Genomic DNA, 17,333 nt, shown 5'->3' on the forward strand with positions numbered 1-17,333 from the left:
AATTTTTTGCTGATCGACGGTGTCCTGCGTCCTGATGCTATCCCAAGTCTGTACCAGCTCGGCGAACCGCTGGAGATCGAGCCTTTGTACTTGGGAACGCGGTGGGCGGAATTGAAAGATCTGGGGCCGATACTCGTGAAGCCGCAGGGGAACTCTTCCGTCCTCAGAGACTGGCAGCAAAACCACCTGACTCAAGCCGATTCGTGTCCGTTGATCAGCCGCGCTTCACTCAATGAAGTAGCAGATCACCTACGACACTTTATCTGTCCGCCGGATGTGCACGGCAGCGAAGGTCTTTTGCGCTTCGCCGATCCCCTCGTCATGCATCACTGGCTTTCCAGCTACGGGCCGGAGCATCTCAGTCACGTGCTGGGACCTATAGAGACAATTTGGATCAAGACGCCGATCCACACCTGGCGGTCTGCGAGCGATACACCGATTACACCGTTCGCGAGACCGCAGTCGAAAGACCTTCGCGACAAAAACTTCGCCCTGCTCGGCGAGCAACAAATCACGGCCCTGGAACTCGCCTACCGATGGCAGTTCAAAGAGCGCTTATACGCCTGGCTGAACACCCGCGACGCTCAAACATTTTCTCTGCTGAACAGCGATCAAACTGAGTGGTGGCTAGAACACGTTCTAGACAGCGGCAACGCCTGGGGACTGGTCAGCGAACGAGGACTGGTAACATGGGCGGAGACCTGCGTCGACTGGGGACGAGACTTCGCCACTCGCCCTGACAGCCCCTATCAAGAGTGGCTAAGCCAAAACCCCGACAAAGGGCGTTTGGCACCCGAACTGCGTATCGAAGCACTGGATGATTATCGCCAGCAAGCGCTGGAAGCAAAGGACACTGCAAATGGCTGACAAGAGCGGAACACTCCAACAACAGCGCAACGCCTGTTTCCCCACCACCACAGCAAAAGCCACCGGCGGCTGCCCCCTCACCGGCCCCGATGTCGCCATCGTTCCGATGCGCTATGCGCTGGATCGCTCTCGATACGATGAAGATCCGAAAAAACTTAAGCCATTATTGAAGTCGGGTAAGTGGGCTGCGTTGCCTGACTTGAAGACTCGTAGCTACACCTTACGTCAGCTTTATGACGGTTATGTCTACGTTTACGACGAAACCGCAAAAACGTTTCACGAGTACGAATTTTCTGCCGCCAACAGCTCTTTAACCCGTGTACAACTGACCGAAGCAGAAACAGGTAAAGATGAACGTAAAGCTTCTGGAGCGGGTAAGAACTATCTGATCTATCCACGTAAAAATCAACTGCGTATCGCCTACTCACCTAAGCAGTGGACTTGGCGTACCTGCGAACATATGCGGTCAAACCCAGGCAGTCGTAAACAATGGATGAAAGCCCTTGACCTCCCGAGTTACTGCATCAATATGTCAACGGCTGAAACACTACCATTGCTATCCATTGCTGAAGCAGCAGCTGATGTCGATAAAGGGGCCGTTATTTCCGATAAGCGTTTAGCTGATTCTGCCATCCCACCATACGCTACCGACGGAAAGGCAAACGGCAAACGAATTTTTAGCACGCTTGCAGCCGATGTTCATTGGACAGGCAGTGTCCCCGACAAGGAAAGCGCTCTTATCATAGCCCTTGACGACCCGTTAGCAGTATTGAATGACTTAGGCATGCAATTAGCGGCGGATCAGGTGGCTTATGAGAGCTGGCAACAACAACACGAACATAAAATACAAATTGCTCAGACAGTAGAGATTTTATGCGGCGCCAACGTAGCTCCAGATAATCTTCCCGTCTCAATACGTGGTGACGCTGCGAAAATTCGTCAATACCAGCGAGACTTGGATGCATATTATACACAGAGGGAAAATGAAAAAACCCAAGCGGTTCTTAGTGCCATGGGGGGACGGAGTACCGCAATAACACTGCCAAGTAGCTTCAAGTCGTTAGAAATGGCAAAGACCATTAAGATTAAATACGGCACTACCCCGACAGAAGCCGATTATCAGGCTTGGTCAGAACGTGCTAAATGGCGACGCGAAATCAATTTGGATGGAGCACACGCCTACATCCAAAGTCACCAACAGAACGGTGAGACATTACTTAATAATGTTCACCAGACTCAACATGACTTTCAAGCCTGGTCGAAACACATAGGCATTGATCCATTACGTTTATTTATTGACACCACAAGTACCAAGCAACTTCATTACCTGCAAGCTACAATGGCCAGCCTGCTTTCAATATATTGTCAAAATAAAAACTCTAGCGATTGGTTGGCAAAAGAAGACATTAGAGCCGAAAGTCTCTTCGGCACTATTCGGTACGGATTTTCTCCTGCACTAAAAGACGCATTGGACACACAGGCTAATCTTTTACTTAACGGCATTGGAGACATGACAACACTGGCAACTAGAGTCGGTGAGCTTAACGGTGTACTCAATCAAGATGATTTCGTTGAAAAACCTTGGATGAAGGCGCTTAAAAAACCTGTTCAAGATACGTTCCTTGCTATGCGTGAACTGGCGACCAGGGAAGGCAAGGCAACTGCAGAAACCATTTTGATGGCGCTAATCCCATCGGACAGTCGCATGGCCATGGGAAAAAACCAAAACATTTCCGCTCTCATTAGAAACTTCTTAATTGGTCAAGTTTTAAGCAACTCCCCTGACCGACCCGCAATTGATTCGAAAGTCTCCGAAAAGCTGAAGACTTGGAAGAATCAATGGCTATTGCTCAACAAACAAATTGCAGACACCCGCAAGCAATGGATTTATCCGGATCGCGCTGGACAACGCAAGAGCCTCGCACGAACACTGCAAATGCAAGAAGCAAAATTACAAATGCATGAACTCAAGATGCCCGGCGTACTTGACTATCAAAATAATAAATATGCGGAATTACTACGCGAAGAAATTAAAACATTTGCTTCTTCACGTATTGATATCGCAAAAAACTGGAATACCAGAGCAAAAGCCTGGAGTGAGAAGTGGGGACTAAATGCTGGCCCAATAGTTTTGGGCGTAATAGCGATAAATTTTATAAATACTGCCCTCACTTATCGCGACCTCACTAAAGATGGTCAGTTTAGCAACAAGGACATCGCTAAAGTCAGCTACGGATTGGGCTATAGCTTTAATCTTTTGATGGCCGTATTTGTCGAAACACCATGGAAAATCATAAAGAACGCAGTACCTGTTCTGATTGATGAAGTCGAAATTGGAATATTAAATCAATCGGCCGCTTTCTGGACGACAGAAGGAAAAACCGTATGGGCGAGTGCTATCCGGGCCTTCGGTCGGAGGATGGTCGCGATGGGAGCATTCGCAGTTATCTCCACAGTTCTTGAGATATGGGATATCCAAGATGATTATGGCAATGCAAGAAGCCCTGCGGAAAAAGCTGCAATGTGGGTGAAAGGCTTTGCTGTATTTGGAATGGGCGTTGCGGGTATCGCGCAATTGCTAACAGGGGTAACACTTGCGGGGGATTTAGTTGTTTTGGTAATGAACCCTTGGTTTGCAGTTGCCATGCTAGTCTTGGGCGCTGTATATCTGGCAGCAACGCTGGCTCTGAATTATTTCAAATCAGACGGCGTAGGTTGGTGGTTGCGGAAATGTTGTTGGTCACACTCAAAAGACATGCAATACAAGGATACTCTCGAAGGTCAAGCAGAAGAGAAACGCGACTTGTTAGAAATACAGTTAAGCCCGCAAGTCTACGTTAAAGGAACATTTATTACAAAAAGAGTATTCCGAGGAAGGCTTGGATACCAAAATGAGGAAACTTTAAACGGAGCATGGGTGCATCTTCGCTTGCCAAGCGCAGTTCGTGGTCAGCTTGTCCAATTTAATGTTATCGATAGCAAACGTTTACTACCTATGATGCCGGTTAGAAGAATGGATGACCCAGTGCAGGATCCATTTCTAGACAAAGGGCAATTCGCGGACGTCAGCACATTTGGTGTAGAAGTGGATTCTAAACCAAGTTCTACTCGTTATCCGGTTATGCCTGCTTCAATCGAAGATATCGTCTGGCGGACATGGATCCCGGTGGATAAGAGTGCTGATTTCATAGAACTTCAGATTTGGTACCCTACGCAGATTCTTGCAGCAGGTACGGAAGATAATGGCTACTTATATCAATTAGAGCTTGATAAATCCGGAAACAGCTCAATCGATGGTTTGAGCGTTACAGAGCTTCAAGTAAAATCTTCTAGTCGCACAGGTGCAATGATCCTGGCCGTAGCGGAATAATTTAAATATGCCAACCATTAATGAAGACACGTTCAACCATCGGACCTCTAACAAAAAACTCAATAAGGAGCCAAAACCTCAAGAAGTTGAACTTATGAACTGGTCAACAAAAACAATAAAGTCTTCACCAAAGGATATTATGAAGGCTCAACTTTGGCTAATTGCTGGCGCAACACTAATGAACGCATTAGTGACAGCTGCGGTTTGGCAGAACTTACCAAAGTACAACACGGGGTTGTTAATTGCCTACATTTTCTCATACGCCTTAACTGGTTATTTTATTTTGATTTTGCGACAGAAAACAGTTTTCAATTATCGACTAACAGAGACGCACGGCGAAGTAGAGCATTATCGATACTACCCAAGGTATGCTGGGACAATATTCAAAGGCTTCGCTTCTTTTACGGTATTATTCTTTGTAGGCGCGTCGCTTTATACAGGCTCATTATCCTTTATGATCGGCCCCGCAACAATGGCGCTTGGAGCGTCAAGATTTCTTTTCGGCTGGAAGAATGAGATTACAAATTTACGCAGTTCACCGTGGCGAGAATATAACTTTGTAACCATAGACCGTAAGAGACTTATGGTTGTCACGCATAGAAGTAATCAATCCGTAGGATTTGAAACGCGCTTTACAGAAGACACGGAACTTGAGAAATATTTGAACAACTTAAAAAAACTACTCCCAAAGAGCGCAATATATTCAGAAAAAAATTGGCCCGGATAATCACACGAACAGTATTTTCAACACTAAGTGTCGAAATCCTTAAACGTTATAGAGCCAAATTTATCAAGTAGATTTTAACAAGAACAATAGACCCTTCTGGGTCGATGATCGGACTGAAAGGGTAACCTAATGTAGATAGAACACAGATCAAGAACCTGCTGCAAATTCGCATAATCTGGATGAAAGCCCCGTTGTCGGATGGACCTGCCATTCACCCCCTACCAAAGGGTAGTTGGTGTCGGCCTTGCAATGATCAACAAATAGAATTGATAACATATTAATATAAATTCCCTCTCTTTATCGCAGCACCCTTTTCGTTATGAAGAAAGAGTTTATCTGTATCAATTAAAATCAGAGCCTTCTGAAAATACAGAATCCGATGATCTGAGCAAAACGTCTTTGCAAGTAAAATCAAAAAAACCCGAAGGTGCACTAGCGTTAGTAATACAAGAGCAAAGTCAATGCTTACTAAACATGAAGCCCCACAAAACCCTGACCACCATACCTCCCCCTCTTTAGAGGACGACTTATCAACTAAAGATGAAGTTGAAATAATAAACTGGTCAGTTCGCTCTTTAGACCAACCTTGGCGAGACATTATTTTAGGACCGATAATTCTTGGATTGATCGCGATAGCGCTCTGTGCTGGCGTCACTTGGCGAATGTGGGAAAACATTGGTGACAACATTGAATCATGGATAGCGATTTGCAGTATTATTTGCGGCATGCTATTTGGACTTTTAATGATCACGCGACAAAAGACGGTTTTCAATTTCCGACTTACGCAAAGTGGTGCATCAATTGAGCAATACCTTTATTTCCCAAATTTCGCAGCCCCCTTATTTCGAACAACGGCAATCGCCATCCTGTTACTATTTATATTCGCAGCTATATATACAGGATCAGTTCTTTTCTTGATAGGTCCCGTCGCGATGACCCTTGGTTCAATCCGACTCCTACTAGGATGGGAGAACGAAGTAAAACAAAAATCCACGCAATGGGCCTTACATGACCTTATCATAATAGATCGAAGAAGAAACATGATCATTGCCACTTTTAGCGATGAACCTTCGGTAGGATTAAATTTAAGATTCTCAAGTAGTAGCCAATTAAATCAATATCTTGAGACATTACGAACTCTACTACCAAATGAAACTGAATTTCGCGAGGAGCGTTGGCCATGGTAATTACCAGGCACAGTTTCGGAACGCCCCATCCTTTATCCATAAATTGATTTCAATTTTATTCCGCATGAAACTGCATCGAGCTTTATAGAAAAATCAAATCTCGCACACACACTTTTAAAGTAGCAAGCGTAAATGTAGCACGGAACACCACTTGAGCCCGCTAAGGCGGAGGAACTGACCAGATGGAGACTACAATTAGCTTTCTAAATAAAAACACCTTCGTAGCACTCGCATAGAGAATGTGAAACAAATAACCTAGGCGACTTTAAAAAATCAGAGAGCGTATAAAATTGGCCGTTCTTTTAAGACAGAAAATAAAGAACCCAACTTTATCAAAGAGGATTTTATGCAAAATCAGTTAAAAACATCAAAGCACAACACTCCTCTGATATCTTGGAAAACCAAAACTATCTCTGCATCACCCAAGAAAATCAAACAGGCCGAACTTCAAATCATTGCGGGCTTCTCTTTGATTTTTTCATATGTTGCCTGGCTAGCATCCACAAAAATTGCTGACAGCATAATAATTATAGCACCCACAGGAATAGTACTTATTACATTTGCAGCCTATATCATTCTAGTAATTGTGCGTCAAAAAACAGCATACAACTACACAGTAGATCATGAGAAAGGGCGAGTAGACTACCACCTCTACTACCCTGACTTCGCGAGTACACTATTTAAAAGCATAGCGACACTGGCGATTCTCTCCTTCATCGCAACGGCCATTTATACCGGTTCACTTTTACTCTTAATAGGCCCTGTTGCTATGACTCTAGGCGCTGTTCGTTTTTTATTATTTTGGAAAAATGAAACACACAGCAGAAATAGTACTCTATGGATTAACTATAATTTCGTAACCGTCGACTATGAAAGACTAATGGTTATTACACACTGCACGGATCAAACGCTAGGATTTGAAGCTCGCTTCCCAGACAAGCAGCTACTCGAAAAATACTTAAAAATACTGAGGAGCCTACTTCCCAAGTCCGCCATATACACAGAGAAAAAATGGGATCACTAATTTAAGAATTTAAAGACGATTTGGCTCCACAGTAAAATAAGCACCCACGACGGAAGCGAGTTCAACCGCCTGGTCGGTATGCTCCGTTTCAAGCGTCGCTTCCGTCGACTCTTCGTCGCCCCCTTTGAAGAGTTCGATCCAGTGCTGCAACTGCTTCCAAACGGTTATGGTTCCCACGACTACGCGTTGTGGCTGCATCATCGCTATACCGACAACAAAATTTGCCTGGCGACCAAGGTTCACTCGCTGGGGCTGGATCAGGCCAACGCACTCGCTTTTTGGGATTGCCTGCAACGTTACATGGATGTCACACAACCGCTGCCTGACCTGCCTGTGCTTGAGCAAAGTCGCCATCTTGATCCCGTGACTGCGGCCCACGATGTAAAAACTGGCCGCAACCCACGTCGATGGAGAGATCAGTCGGAGAAAGGTTGGATCACAGGTGGCCAGAAGACTCTGGCCAAGCAGTTGCAGGAGTATCCATGGCAAAAAGAACCCTGCATCGTGAAAGCGCGTATCGATCCATCGTTGACGATTGAGGCGTACTACCGCGCTCAAGAAGCGAAGGGCATAGTTTCTACTCCGAAGGCCGATGACTTTGATGATGTTCATCGGCCTTGATGAGCTGGCTCTTCAGTTCAACTGGCGCACCTGCTTCTCCAACTCCACCTTCAACCCAGGCTCAAGTTTCAATTGCCGCGCCAGCTCATCCAGATAGCTCTTCTCCATGAAGTTCTCCTCATCGACGAGCATCACGCTGGCGATATACATCTCAGCCGCCATCTCCGGCGTACTGGCAGCGCGGGCGACGTCGGTTGGGTCGAGAGGTTTGTTGAGTTCGGCGTGAAGCCAGTGTTGCAGTTCCTGATCGTTGTCGAGCTTGGTGAACTCACCCTCGATCAGTTGGCGTTCGCGATCATCGATGTGGCCGTCGGCTTTGGCGGCGGCGACCAGGGCTTTGAGGATCGCCTGGCTGTGTTGTTCGGCTTGCGCGGGTGGCAAGCGGTCGAGGGTTTGTGGCTCGGTTTGCGGGGCGGTGCCTTTTTGGGCGTTGTAGTTGCCGTAGGCTTTGTAGGCCAGCACACCCAGTGCAGCGAGGCCGCCGTAGATCGCGACTTTACCGCCGACCTTACGCACTTTCTTGTTGCCGAGGAGCAGGCCCATTGCGCCGGCTGCCAATGCGCCGCCGCCCGCGCCTGAGAGCAGACCGCCGAGGGCGCCTTTGCTGGATGATCCGCCAAGCAGGCTGCCCAAGCCGCCGGACGATTTGTTCTGCGAGCCACCGGCCTTGTTTTGCAACAGATCCTGGCCGGATTTGAGTAGTTGATCGAGCAATCCACGGGTGTTCATGTTCCGCCTCCAAAACAGGGGTTATCCGGATCTATAAGGCCCTCAGCCTAGTTCGAAAGTGCCCCTGCCCTGCTTGCGAGTGTGCTTCCAGATGTTGCTTGCTGGCCTGTGGCGAGGGAGCTTGCTCCCGCTGGGCTGCGAAGCGGCCCCATTTCGAGATAACGCCATCGCGAAGGTTGACGACTGCTGCGCAGCCGAGCGGGAGCAAGCTTCCTCGCCACAGTGGGGATTGATGGCGCGCGTAGCACCGCTGAAAAATAGATATACACTCCAGCCAATCTATAAAAACCGCCCACTGGGTACCCTTCTCATGATGACCCTGCGTCAGATCCGTCACTTCATCGCGGTGGCCGAGACCGGCTCGATCTCCGCCGCCGCGCAAACCGCTTTTATTTCCCAATCCACCCTGACCCTGGCGATCCAGCAATTGGAAGAAGAAATCGGTGTCAGCCTGTTCAGCCGTCACGCTAAAGGCATGACGCTGACACACCAAGGTCATCAATTCCTGCGCCAGGCACACTTGATTCTGGCGACCGTCGACAACGCCAAGCGCAGCCTGCAACAGAGTACCGATCAGGTCGCCGGGCAATTGATCGTTGGGGTGACCAGTCTGGTCGCCGGTTATTACCTCGCGGATCTACTGACTCGATTTCAACGAGCCTACCCCAACGTTGAAATTAGAGTGATGGAGGATGAACGCCCCTATATCGAGCATTTGCTGGTCAGCGGCGAGATCGATGTTGGCGTGTTGATCCTGTCCAATCTCGAAGATCGCCATGCCTTGCAGACCGAAGTGCTGACTCACTCACCGCACCGTTTATGGCTGCCGGCGCAGCATCCTTTGCTGGAACACGACAGCATCAACCTTGCCGATGTCGCCCGCGAACCGTTGATTCAACTGAACGTCGATGAAATGGATCGCAACGCCCAACGCTTATGGCGCGGTGCTGGGCTGCAACCGAAGATCACCCTGAGAACCGCCTCCACCGAAGCCGTGCGAAGCCTTGTTGCGGCGGGTTTAGGCGTGTCGATCCAGCCAGACATGACCTATCGCCCATGGTCACTGGAGGGCGACATCATCGAGGCGCGGCCCATCGCCGATCTCAATCAGACCCTCGATGTCGGCCTGGCCTGGCGTCGTGGCACCGCGCGCCCGGCGTTGGTCGATCCATTCCTGACCGTCGCCCGCGAGCAACCCCACGGTGGACGCAAGCCATCTATTTAATCGAATGCCACCTTCAGTATTTAGAATTTGTCGACCTCGAAGCCGCGCACTAGTCTTGCTGCATCTATAAGACGTTCGGCTCCCGGTCACAGGGAGTGTCATGAACACACAAGAAAAGAGAACGCGAAAAATGGCTGGCGCGCAGACCCCGATGTGTACCGCGTTGTTGATCGACGGCGAACTGGTTGCTGGCGAGGGCTTTGTCGAGCCGATCCTCAACCCGGCAACCGGTGAAGTTCTAACGCACATCGCCGAGGCCAGCACCGAGCAAGTCGAAGCCGCCATCCTTGCCGCCCATCACGCCTTTGACGGCTGGTCGCGCACCACGCCGCAGCAACGCTCCAACCTGTTGCTCGACATCGCCAACGCCGTCGAAAAGCACGCCGATCACCTCGCCCGCCTCGAATCGCTGAACTGTGGCAAGCCGTTGCACCTAGCGCGTCAGGACGATCTGACAGCGACTGTCGATGTGTTTCGTTTCTTCGCTGGCGCCGTGCGTTGCCAGACCGGTCAACTCAGCGGTGAATACGTGCCGGGCTACACCAGCATGGTGCGCCGCGATCCGATTGGCGTGGTCGCCTCGATTGCGCCGTGGAACTACCCGATCATGATGGCCGCGTGGAAAATCGCCCCGGCCCTCGCCGCCGGCAACACGCTGGTGTTCAAACCATCCGAACACACGCCGCTGTCGATTCTGGCGTTGGCGCCTGCGCTGGCCGAAATCCTCCCGCGCGGGGTGATCAACATCATCTGCGGTGGCGGTGAAGGCGTCGGCAGCCACTTGGTCGGCCACGCGAAAGTGCGCATGGTCTCCCTGACCGGCGATATCGTCACCGGGCAGAAAATTCTTCAAGCCGCCGCGAAAACCCTCAAACGCACACACCTCGAACTCGGCGGCAAAGCCCCGGTAATCGTCTGCAACGACGCTGACATTCAAGCGGTGGTCGAAGGCGTGCGCACCTACGGTTACTACAACGCCGGGCAGGACTGCACCGCCGCGTGCCGGATCTACGCGCAGGCCGGAATTCACGACAAACTGGTCGCCGAACTCGGCGCCGCCGTCAGCAGCCTGCGCTTCGCTGGCAAACGTGATGCCGACAACGAGATTGGCCCGCTGATCAGTACTCGCCAGCGCGATCGCGTGGCCAGTTTCGTCGAACGTGCCCTCGGTCAGCCGCACATCGAACGCGTGACCGGTGCGGCGGTGCATTCCGGCGCCGGTTTCTACTATCAACCGACGCTGCTGGCCGGTTGCAAACAGAGCGATGAGATCGTCCAGCGCGAAGTGTTCGGCCCGGTCGTCACCGTGACCCGTTTCGATGAACTCGCGCAAGCGGTCGACTGGGCCAACGACTCCGAATACGGCCTCGCCTCGTCGGTGTGGACACAGAATCTGGACAAGGCGATGCAGGTTGCCGCGCGCCTGCAATACGGCTGCACGTGGATCAACAGCCATTTCATGTTGGTCAGCGAAATGCCCCACGGCGGGCTGAAACGCTCCGGTTACGGCAAAGACTTATCCAGTGATTCGCTTCAGGACTACAGCGTGGTGCGGCACATCATGGCCCGCCACGGCCAGCATCTCTGACTACGCTAATAACAAGCCGAAAACGGCATGCTTCACCGCGTTCAAAACTGCCCCGACCATAATTTAAAGAAGAGGGTTCAACCATGTTCGTGCACAAGACCGCACTGCTCAGTGCAATCACCACGGCCTTGCTGGCCAGCGCCAGTCTGCAAGCCGCCGAGCCGTTGAAGGCTGTCGGCGCTGGCGAAGGTCAGCTGGATATCGTTGCGTGGCCGGGTTACATCGAACGTGGCGAGAGCGACAAGGCCTACGACTGGGTGACCGGTTTCGAGCAGGAAACCGGCTGCAAGGTCAACGTCAAGACCGCCGCCACTTCCGACGAAATGGTCAGTCTGATGGCCAAGGGCGGTTACGACCTGGTCACCGCGTCGGGCGATGCCTCGCTGCGGTTGATTGTCGGCAAGCGTGTGCAACCGATCAACACCGCGTTGATCCCGAACTGGAACACCCTCGACCCGCGCCTGAAAGACGCGCCGTGGTACGTGGTCAACAAACAGACTTACGGCACCCCGTACCAATGGGGGCCGAACGTGCTGATGTACAACACCAATGTATTCAAGACCGCGCCGACCAGCTGGAATGTGGTGTTCGCCGCGCAGGACTTGCCCGATGGCAAGCCGAACAAGGGCCGCGTGCAGGCCTATGACGGCCCGATCTACATTGCCGATGCGGCGTTGTATCTGAAGTCGACCAAGCCTGAACTGGGGATCAAGGACCCGTATCAACTGACCGAAGATCAGTACAAAGCTGTGCTTGATCTGTTGCGTGCGCAGCAGCCGCTGATCCACCGCTACTGGCATGACACCACGGTGCAGATGAGCGACTTCAAAAACGAAGGAGTGGTCGCTTCCAGCGCATGGCCGTATCAGGTCAACGGTCTGATGAACGAGAAACAGCCGATTGCTTCGACCATTCCGAAAGAAGGCGCTACAGGCTGGGCCGACACCACCATGTTGCACGCCGAGGCCAAGCACCCGAACTGCGCGTACAAGTGGATGGACTGGTCGCTGAAACCGAAAGTCCAGGGTGATGTGGCGGCGTGGTTTGGTTCGTTGCCGGCGGTGCCGGCGGCGTGCAAGGAGAGCGAACTGCTCGGCGCAGAGGGGTGCAAGACCAACGGCTTTGATCAGTTCGACAAGATCGCCTTCTGGAAAACCCCGCAGGCTGAAGGTGGCAAGTTCGTGCCGTACAGCCGCTGGACCCAGGATTACATCGCGATCATGGGCGGCCGCTAAAAGTCATTCCGGTAGCTACTGCGCGTCGACCGGCCGCACCCGGGCAGTGCTCGCCTCCTCACGTACTAACGTACGCTCCGGGGGCTGCGCGCTGGCCGGACACGGCTAATCGCCGCTCGCTACGCTCCCGAAACGACTTTGCCCCGTCGACCTTTATCAAAAGCAAAACTGAAATTCGAAAGACTGATTTTTCAGAAGTCCAGGCAGGGCCGCTGCGACGGCCCGCGCCTTTTTGGAGCACCGCACCATGACGCTTGCAGTCCAGTTCACCAACGTTTCCCGGCAGTTCGGCGAAGTGAAGGCCGTTGACCGGGTTTCCATCGATATCCAGGACGGCGAGTTCTTTTCCATGCTCGGCCCTTCCGGCTCGGGCAAAACCACCTGCCTGCGCCTGATCGCCGGGTTCGAACAACCGAGCGCCGGCTCGATCCGCATTCACGGCGCCGAAGCGGCCGGTCTGCCGCCGTATCAACGTGACGTCAACACGGTGTTTCAGGATTACGCGCTGTTCCCGCACATGAACGTCCTCGACAACGTCGCCTACGGGTTGAAGGTCAAAGGCGTCGGAAAAACCGAACGGCACAAACGCGCCGAAGAAGCCTTGGACATGGTCGCTCTTGGCGGTTACGGCGCACGTAAACCGGTGCAGTTGTCCGGCGGTCAGCGCCAACGTGTCGCCCTCGCTCGCGCTTTGGTCAATCGTCCGCGTGTGCTGTTGCTCGATGAGCCTTTGGGCGCCCTCGACCTGAAATTGCGCGAGCAAATGCAAAGCGAACTGAAGAAGCTGCAACGCCAGCTCGGCATCACCTTCATCTTCGTCACCCACGATCAGACCGAAGCGCTGTCGATGTCCGACCGCGTCGCCGTATTCAACAAGGGCCGCATCGAACAGGTCGACACGCCACGCAATCTGTACATGAAACCGACCACCACGTTCGTGGCTGAATTCGTCGGCACTTCGAACGTGATTCGTGGCGATCTGGCGCGTCAGCTCAGTGGTCATCCTCAGCCGTTTTCGATACGTCCGGAGCACGTGCGTTTCGCCGAAGGCCCGTTGGCCAGCCACGAAATCGAAGTCAGCGGTCTGCTCCACGACATCCAGTATCAGGGCAGTGCCACGCGCTATGAACTGACACTGGAAAACGGCCAGACCCTGAGCATCAGCCACGCTAATAATCAGTGGATCGACAGCAGCGCCCAGCACCAGACCGGCCAGCGCCTCAGTGCGCGCTGGGCACGGGAAGCGATGATTCCACTGCACGACACCGTGGCGAGCGGGGTGTGACATGAGCACGCTCGCGATGACTCAATCGCCACCCTTGCGCAGGTTTTCCAACCTGCTCTACCGCAAGCCGAATCTGTATCTGTCGATGCTGCTGGTGCCGCCACTGCTGTGGTTCGGCGCGATCTATCTGGGGTCTCTGCTGGTGTTGCTGTGGCAGGGTTTCTACACCTTCGACGACTTCACCATGGCGGTAACGCCTGATCTGACCCTGGCGAATTTCGCCGCGCTGTTTCAGCCGTCGAACTTCGACATCATCCTGCGCACGCTGAGCATGGCCATCGTCGTGTCGATCGCCAGCGCCATCGTCGCGTTCCCGATCTCCTACTACATGGCGCGCTACACCACCGGCAAGACCAAGGCGTTTTTCTACATCGCGGTGATGATGCCGATGTGGGCCAGTTACATCGTCAAGGCCTACGCGTGGACGTTGCTGTTGGCCAAGGGCGGTGTGGCGCAATGGTTCGTGCAGCACCTGGGACTGGAGCCGGTGTTGCAGTTCATTCTGGGGATTCCCGGCGTGGGCGGCAGTACCTTGTCGACCTCGCATCTGGGGCGGTTCATGGTGTTTGTCTACATCTGGCTGCCGTTCATGATCTTGCCGATTCAGGCTTCGCTGGAGCGCTTGCCACCGTCGCTGTTGCAGGCCTCCGCCGACCTTGGCGCCAAACCGCGTCAGACGTTTATGCAGGTGATTTTGCCGCTGTCGATTCCGGGCATCGCGGCGGGTTCGATCTTCACTTTTTCGCTGACCTTGGGCGACTTCATCGTGCCGCAACTGGTCGGGCCGCCGGGGTATTTCGTTGGCAGCATGGTGTACGCGCAGCAAGGTGCGATCGGCAATATGCCGATGGCGGCGGCGTTCACGTTGGTGCCGATTGTGTTGATCGCGGTTTACCTGTCCATCGTCAAACGTCTGGGGGCCTTCGATGCACTCTGAAAAGGCTTCATTAGGTTTACGCATCGCAGCCTGGGGCGGATTGGTGTTTCTGCACTTCCCGATCCTGATCATCTTCCTTTACGCCTTCAACACCGAAGAGGCCGCGTTCAGCTTTCCGCCTAAAGGCTTCACACTGCACTGGTTCAGCGTGGCGTTTTCGCGGCCTGACGTGCTGGAGGCGATCAAGCTTTCATTGCAAATCGCAGCCATCGCCACGTCGATTGCGATGGTGCTTGGCACGCTGGCTTCGGCAGCGCTGTACCGCCGCGACTTCTTCGGCAAGCAGGGCATTTCACTGATGTTGATTTTGCCGATTGCGTTGCCGGGGATCATTACCGGGATCGCCTTGCTGGCGACGTTCAAGACGCTGGGGATCGAACCGGGGATGTTCACCATCATCGTCGGTCACGCGACCTTCTGCGTGGTGATCGTCTACAACAACGTCATCGCCCGCCTGCGCCGCACTTCGCACAGTTTGATCGAGGCCTCGATGGACCTCGGTGCCGACGGCTGGCAGACCTTTCGCTACATCATCCTGCCGAACCTCGGCTCGGCTTTGCTGGCCGGTGGCATGTTGGCGTTCGCGCTGTCGTTCGACGAAATCATCGTCACCACGTTTACCGCCGGGCATGAACGCACGTTGCCGTTGTGGCTGCTCAACCAGTTGAGCCGACCACGGGATGTGCCGGTGACCAATGTCGTCGCCATGTTGGTGATGATGGTGACCATGTTGCCGATCCTGGGCGCGTATTACCTGACGCGTGGTGGCGAGAGCGTCGCCGGTAGCGGCGGGAAATAAATATCTGACAGACACCAAAATCCCCTGTGGGAGCGGGCTTGCCCGCGATGGCGGTGTGTCAGCCACCATCAATTTTGAATGGGATTGCCTCATCGCGGGCAAGCCCGCTCCCACAGGGTTCTCGATTCGGCCAGAACAATAAAAGTGTTAGTGAGGACAAAACCATGCAAACCAAACTCTTGATCAACGGCCAACTGGTCAACGGTGAAGGCCCGGCGCAACCGGTGCTCAACCCAGCACTCGGCGAAGTACTGGTGGAGATCAACGAAGCCACTGAAGCCCAAGTCGATGCCGCCGTGCGTGCCGCCGACAACGCTTTCACCGACTGGTCGCAAACCGCACCGAAAGACCGCTCGTTGCTGCTGCTCAAACTGGCCGACGCCATCGAAGCCCACGGCGAAGAACTGGCCAAACTTGAATCCGACAACTGCGGCAAACCCTACAGCGCCACGCTCAATGACGAGATTCCAGCGATTGCCGACGTGTTCCGTTTCTTCGCCGGCGCCAGCCGTTGCATGAGCGGTTCGGCGGGTGGCGAATACCTGCCCGGTCACACCTCGATGATCCGCCGCGACCCGGTTGGCGTGATCGCCTCCATCGCGCCGTGGAACTACCCGCTGATGATGGTCGCCTGGAAAATCGCCCCAGCACTGGCGGCCGGTAATACCGTGGTGCTCAAGCCGTCGGAACAAACCCCGCTGACCGCGTTGCGTCTGGCCGAACTGGCGTCGGAAATCTTCCCGGCCGGTGTGCTCAATCTGGTATTCGGTCGCGGTCCTACCGTTGGCAGTCCGTTGGTCACGCACCCGAAGGTGCGCATGGTTTCGCTGACCGGCTCCATCGCCACGGGCGCCAACATCATTTCCAGCACCGCTGACAGCGTTAAACGCATGCACATGGAACTGGGCGGCAAGGCGCCGGTGATCATCTTCGATGACGCCGATATCGATGCGGCGGTTGAAGGCATTCGCACCTTCGGTTTCTACAACGCCGGGCAGGATTGCACGGCTGCGTGCCGGATCTATGCGCAGCAAGGCATCTACGACAAGTTTGTCGAGAAGCTCGGAGCGGCGGTGAGCAGCATCAAATATGGGTTACAGGATGATCCGTCGACTGAGCTGGGGCCGTTGATCACCGCGCAACATCGCGACCGTGTTGCCGGGTTTGTCGAGCGCGCCGTGGCGCAACCGCACATTCGTTTGATCACTGGCGGCAAGGCTGTCGAGGGCAATGGCTTCTTCTTCGAACCGACCGTGCTGGCTGATGCGCAGCAAGACGACGAAATCGTCCGCCGCGAAGTGTTTGGGCCGGTGGTTTCGGTGACCAAGTTCACTGATGAAGCGCAAGCGCTGGAGTGGGCCAACGACTCGGACTACGGCCTCGCCTCCTCCGTGTGGACAGCGGATGTAGGACGCGCGCATCGCATGTCGGCGCGTTTGCAGTACGGCTGCACGTGGGTGAATACGCATTTCATGCTCGTCAGCGAAATGCCCCATGGCGGTCAGAAATTGTCCGGGTATGGGAAGGACATGTCCATGTATGGGCTGGAGGACTACACCACGGTTCGGCATGTGATGTTCAAGCATTGAAAAAGCATCGCGAGCAGACCCACTCCTACATGGGATCGCAATTCAACCTGTAGGAGTGAGCCTGCTCGCGATCGCGTCAACTCCGGCTTCAAGGCAGAAACCGGCACTGCGCACCACCAGGATTCAACACCTAACAATAACTACCGAACC

General features: G+C 53.3%; 14 protein-coding genes. 13 read left to right on the forward strand and 1 reads right to left on the reverse strand.

What is annotated here, in order from left to right; translation table 11 throughout:
- The 6 genes from ACIOWE_RS25480 to ACIOWE_RS25505 all read left to right on the forward strand — a co-directional run.
- Nucleotides 1-867 (forward strand): DUF4123 domain-containing protein (locus ACIOWE_RS25480; RefSeq protein ID WP_401397249.1); only part of this gene is annotated, 867 nt, incomplete at its 5' end.
- Nucleotides 860-4,237: a toxin VasX gene (locus ACIOWE_RS25485; protein ID WP_401397310.1), complete on the forward strand. Its 3,378-nt coding sequence runs from the start codon at nucleotides 860-862 to the stop codon at nucleotides 4,235-4,237. The genes ACIOWE_RS25480 and ACIOWE_RS25485, both read left to right, overlap by 8 nt.
- A gap of 7 nt (nucleotides 4,238-4,244) precedes the next feature.
- Nucleotides 4,245-4,964, forward strand: coding sequence for a permease (locus ACIOWE_RS25490; RefSeq protein ID WP_401397252.1), 720 nt, complete (start codon nucleotides 4,245-4,247; stop codon nucleotides 4,962-4,964).
- 461 nt (nucleotides 4,965-5,425) lie between these two features.
- On the forward strand, nucleotides 5,426-6,151 hold the full coding sequence (locus tag ACIOWE_RS25495; RefSeq protein WP_401397255.1) for a hypothetical protein: 726 nt from the start codon (nucleotides 5,426-5,428) through the stop codon (nucleotides 6,149-6,151).
- A gap of 346 nt (nucleotides 6,152-6,497) precedes the next feature.
- Complete coding sequence (locus ACIOWE_RS25500; protein WP_401397257.1) at nucleotides 6,498-7,175, forward strand: permease; 678 nt, start codon at nucleotides 6,498-6,500, stop codon at nucleotides 7,173-7,175.
- A 78-nt stretch (nucleotides 7,176-7,253) separates the two neighbouring features.
- Nucleotides 7,254-7,796, forward strand: coding sequence for a hypothetical protein (locus ACIOWE_RS25505; protein WP_401397260.1), 543 nt, complete (start codon nucleotides 7,254-7,256; stop codon nucleotides 7,794-7,796).
- A gap of 12 nt (nucleotides 7,797-7,808) precedes the next feature.
- Here ACIOWE_RS25505 and ACIOWE_RS25510 read toward each other — a convergent pair whose 3' ends face one another.
- Nucleotides 7,809-8,525 carry a tellurite resistance TerB family protein gene (locus ACIOWE_RS25510; RefSeq protein ID WP_401397262.1) on the reverse strand — a complete coding sequence of 239 codons (717 nt, stop codon included), beginning with the start codon at nucleotides 8,523-8,525 and terminating at the stop codon, nucleotides 7,809-7,811.
- A gap of 310 nt (nucleotides 8,526-8,835) precedes the next feature.
- Here ACIOWE_RS25510 and ACIOWE_RS25515 point away from each other — a divergent pair, with 310 nt between their 5' ends.
- The 7 genes from ACIOWE_RS25515 to ACIOWE_RS25545 all read left to right on the forward strand — a co-directional run bounded on the left by ACIOWE_RS25515 (nucleotide 8,836) and on the right by ACIOWE_RS25545 (nucleotide 17,183).
- Nucleotides 8,836-9,750, forward strand: coding sequence for a LysR family transcriptional regulator (locus ACIOWE_RS25515; protein WP_007967749.1), 915 nt, complete (start codon nucleotides 8,836-8,838; stop codon nucleotides 9,748-9,750).
- A 130-nt stretch (nucleotides 9,751-9,880) separates the two neighbouring features.
- Nucleotides 9,881-11,338 (forward strand): gamma-aminobutyraldehyde dehydrogenase, encoded by a 1,458-nt coding sequence (locus ACIOWE_RS25520; RefSeq protein WP_401397313.1) that lies wholly within the window; start codon nucleotides 9,881-9,883, stop codon nucleotides 11,336-11,338.
- Nucleotides 11,339-11,421: 83 nt separating this feature from the next.
- Nucleotides 11,422-12,573, forward strand: coding sequence for a putative ABC transporter substrate-binding protein YdcS (ydcS, locus tag ACIOWE_RS25525; protein WP_201235059.1), 1,152 nt, complete (start codon nucleotides 11,422-11,424; stop codon nucleotides 12,571-12,573).
- Between the two features lie 247 nt (nucleotides 12,574-12,820).
- Nucleotides 12,821-13,858 (forward strand): ABC transporter ATP-binding protein, encoded by a 1,038-nt coding sequence (locus ACIOWE_RS25530; RefSeq protein WP_401397265.1) that lies wholly within the window; start codon nucleotides 12,821-12,823, stop codon nucleotides 13,856-13,858.
- 1 nt (nucleotide 13,859) lies between these two features.
- Nucleotides 13,860-14,795, forward strand: coding sequence for an ABC transporter permease (locus ACIOWE_RS25535; RefSeq protein ID WP_401397268.1), 936 nt, complete (start codon nucleotides 13,860-13,862; stop codon nucleotides 14,793-14,795).
- Nucleotides 14,785-15,594, forward strand: coding sequence for an ABC transporter permease (locus tag ACIOWE_RS25540; protein WP_401397271.1), 810 nt, complete (start codon nucleotides 14,785-14,787; stop codon nucleotides 15,592-15,594). Before ACIOWE_RS25535 ends, ACIOWE_RS25540 begins: the two co-directional genes overlap by 11 nt.
- A gap of 164 nt (nucleotides 15,595-15,758) precedes the next feature.
- Nucleotides 15,759-17,183 carry a gamma-aminobutyraldehyde dehydrogenase gene (locus tag ACIOWE_RS25545; RefSeq protein ID WP_401397274.1) on the forward strand — a complete coding sequence of 475 codons (1,425 nt, stop codon included), beginning with the start codon at nucleotides 15,759-15,761 and terminating at the stop codon, nucleotides 17,181-17,183.
- The last annotated feature ends 150 nt before the right edge of the window (nucleotides 17,184-17,333 follow it).

The sequence above is a fragment of the Pseudomonas sp. NPDC087598 genome, from assembly GCF_044743525.1.
GTDB lineage: Bacteria > Pseudomonadota > Gammaproteobacteria > Pseudomonadales > Pseudomonadaceae > Aquipseudomonas.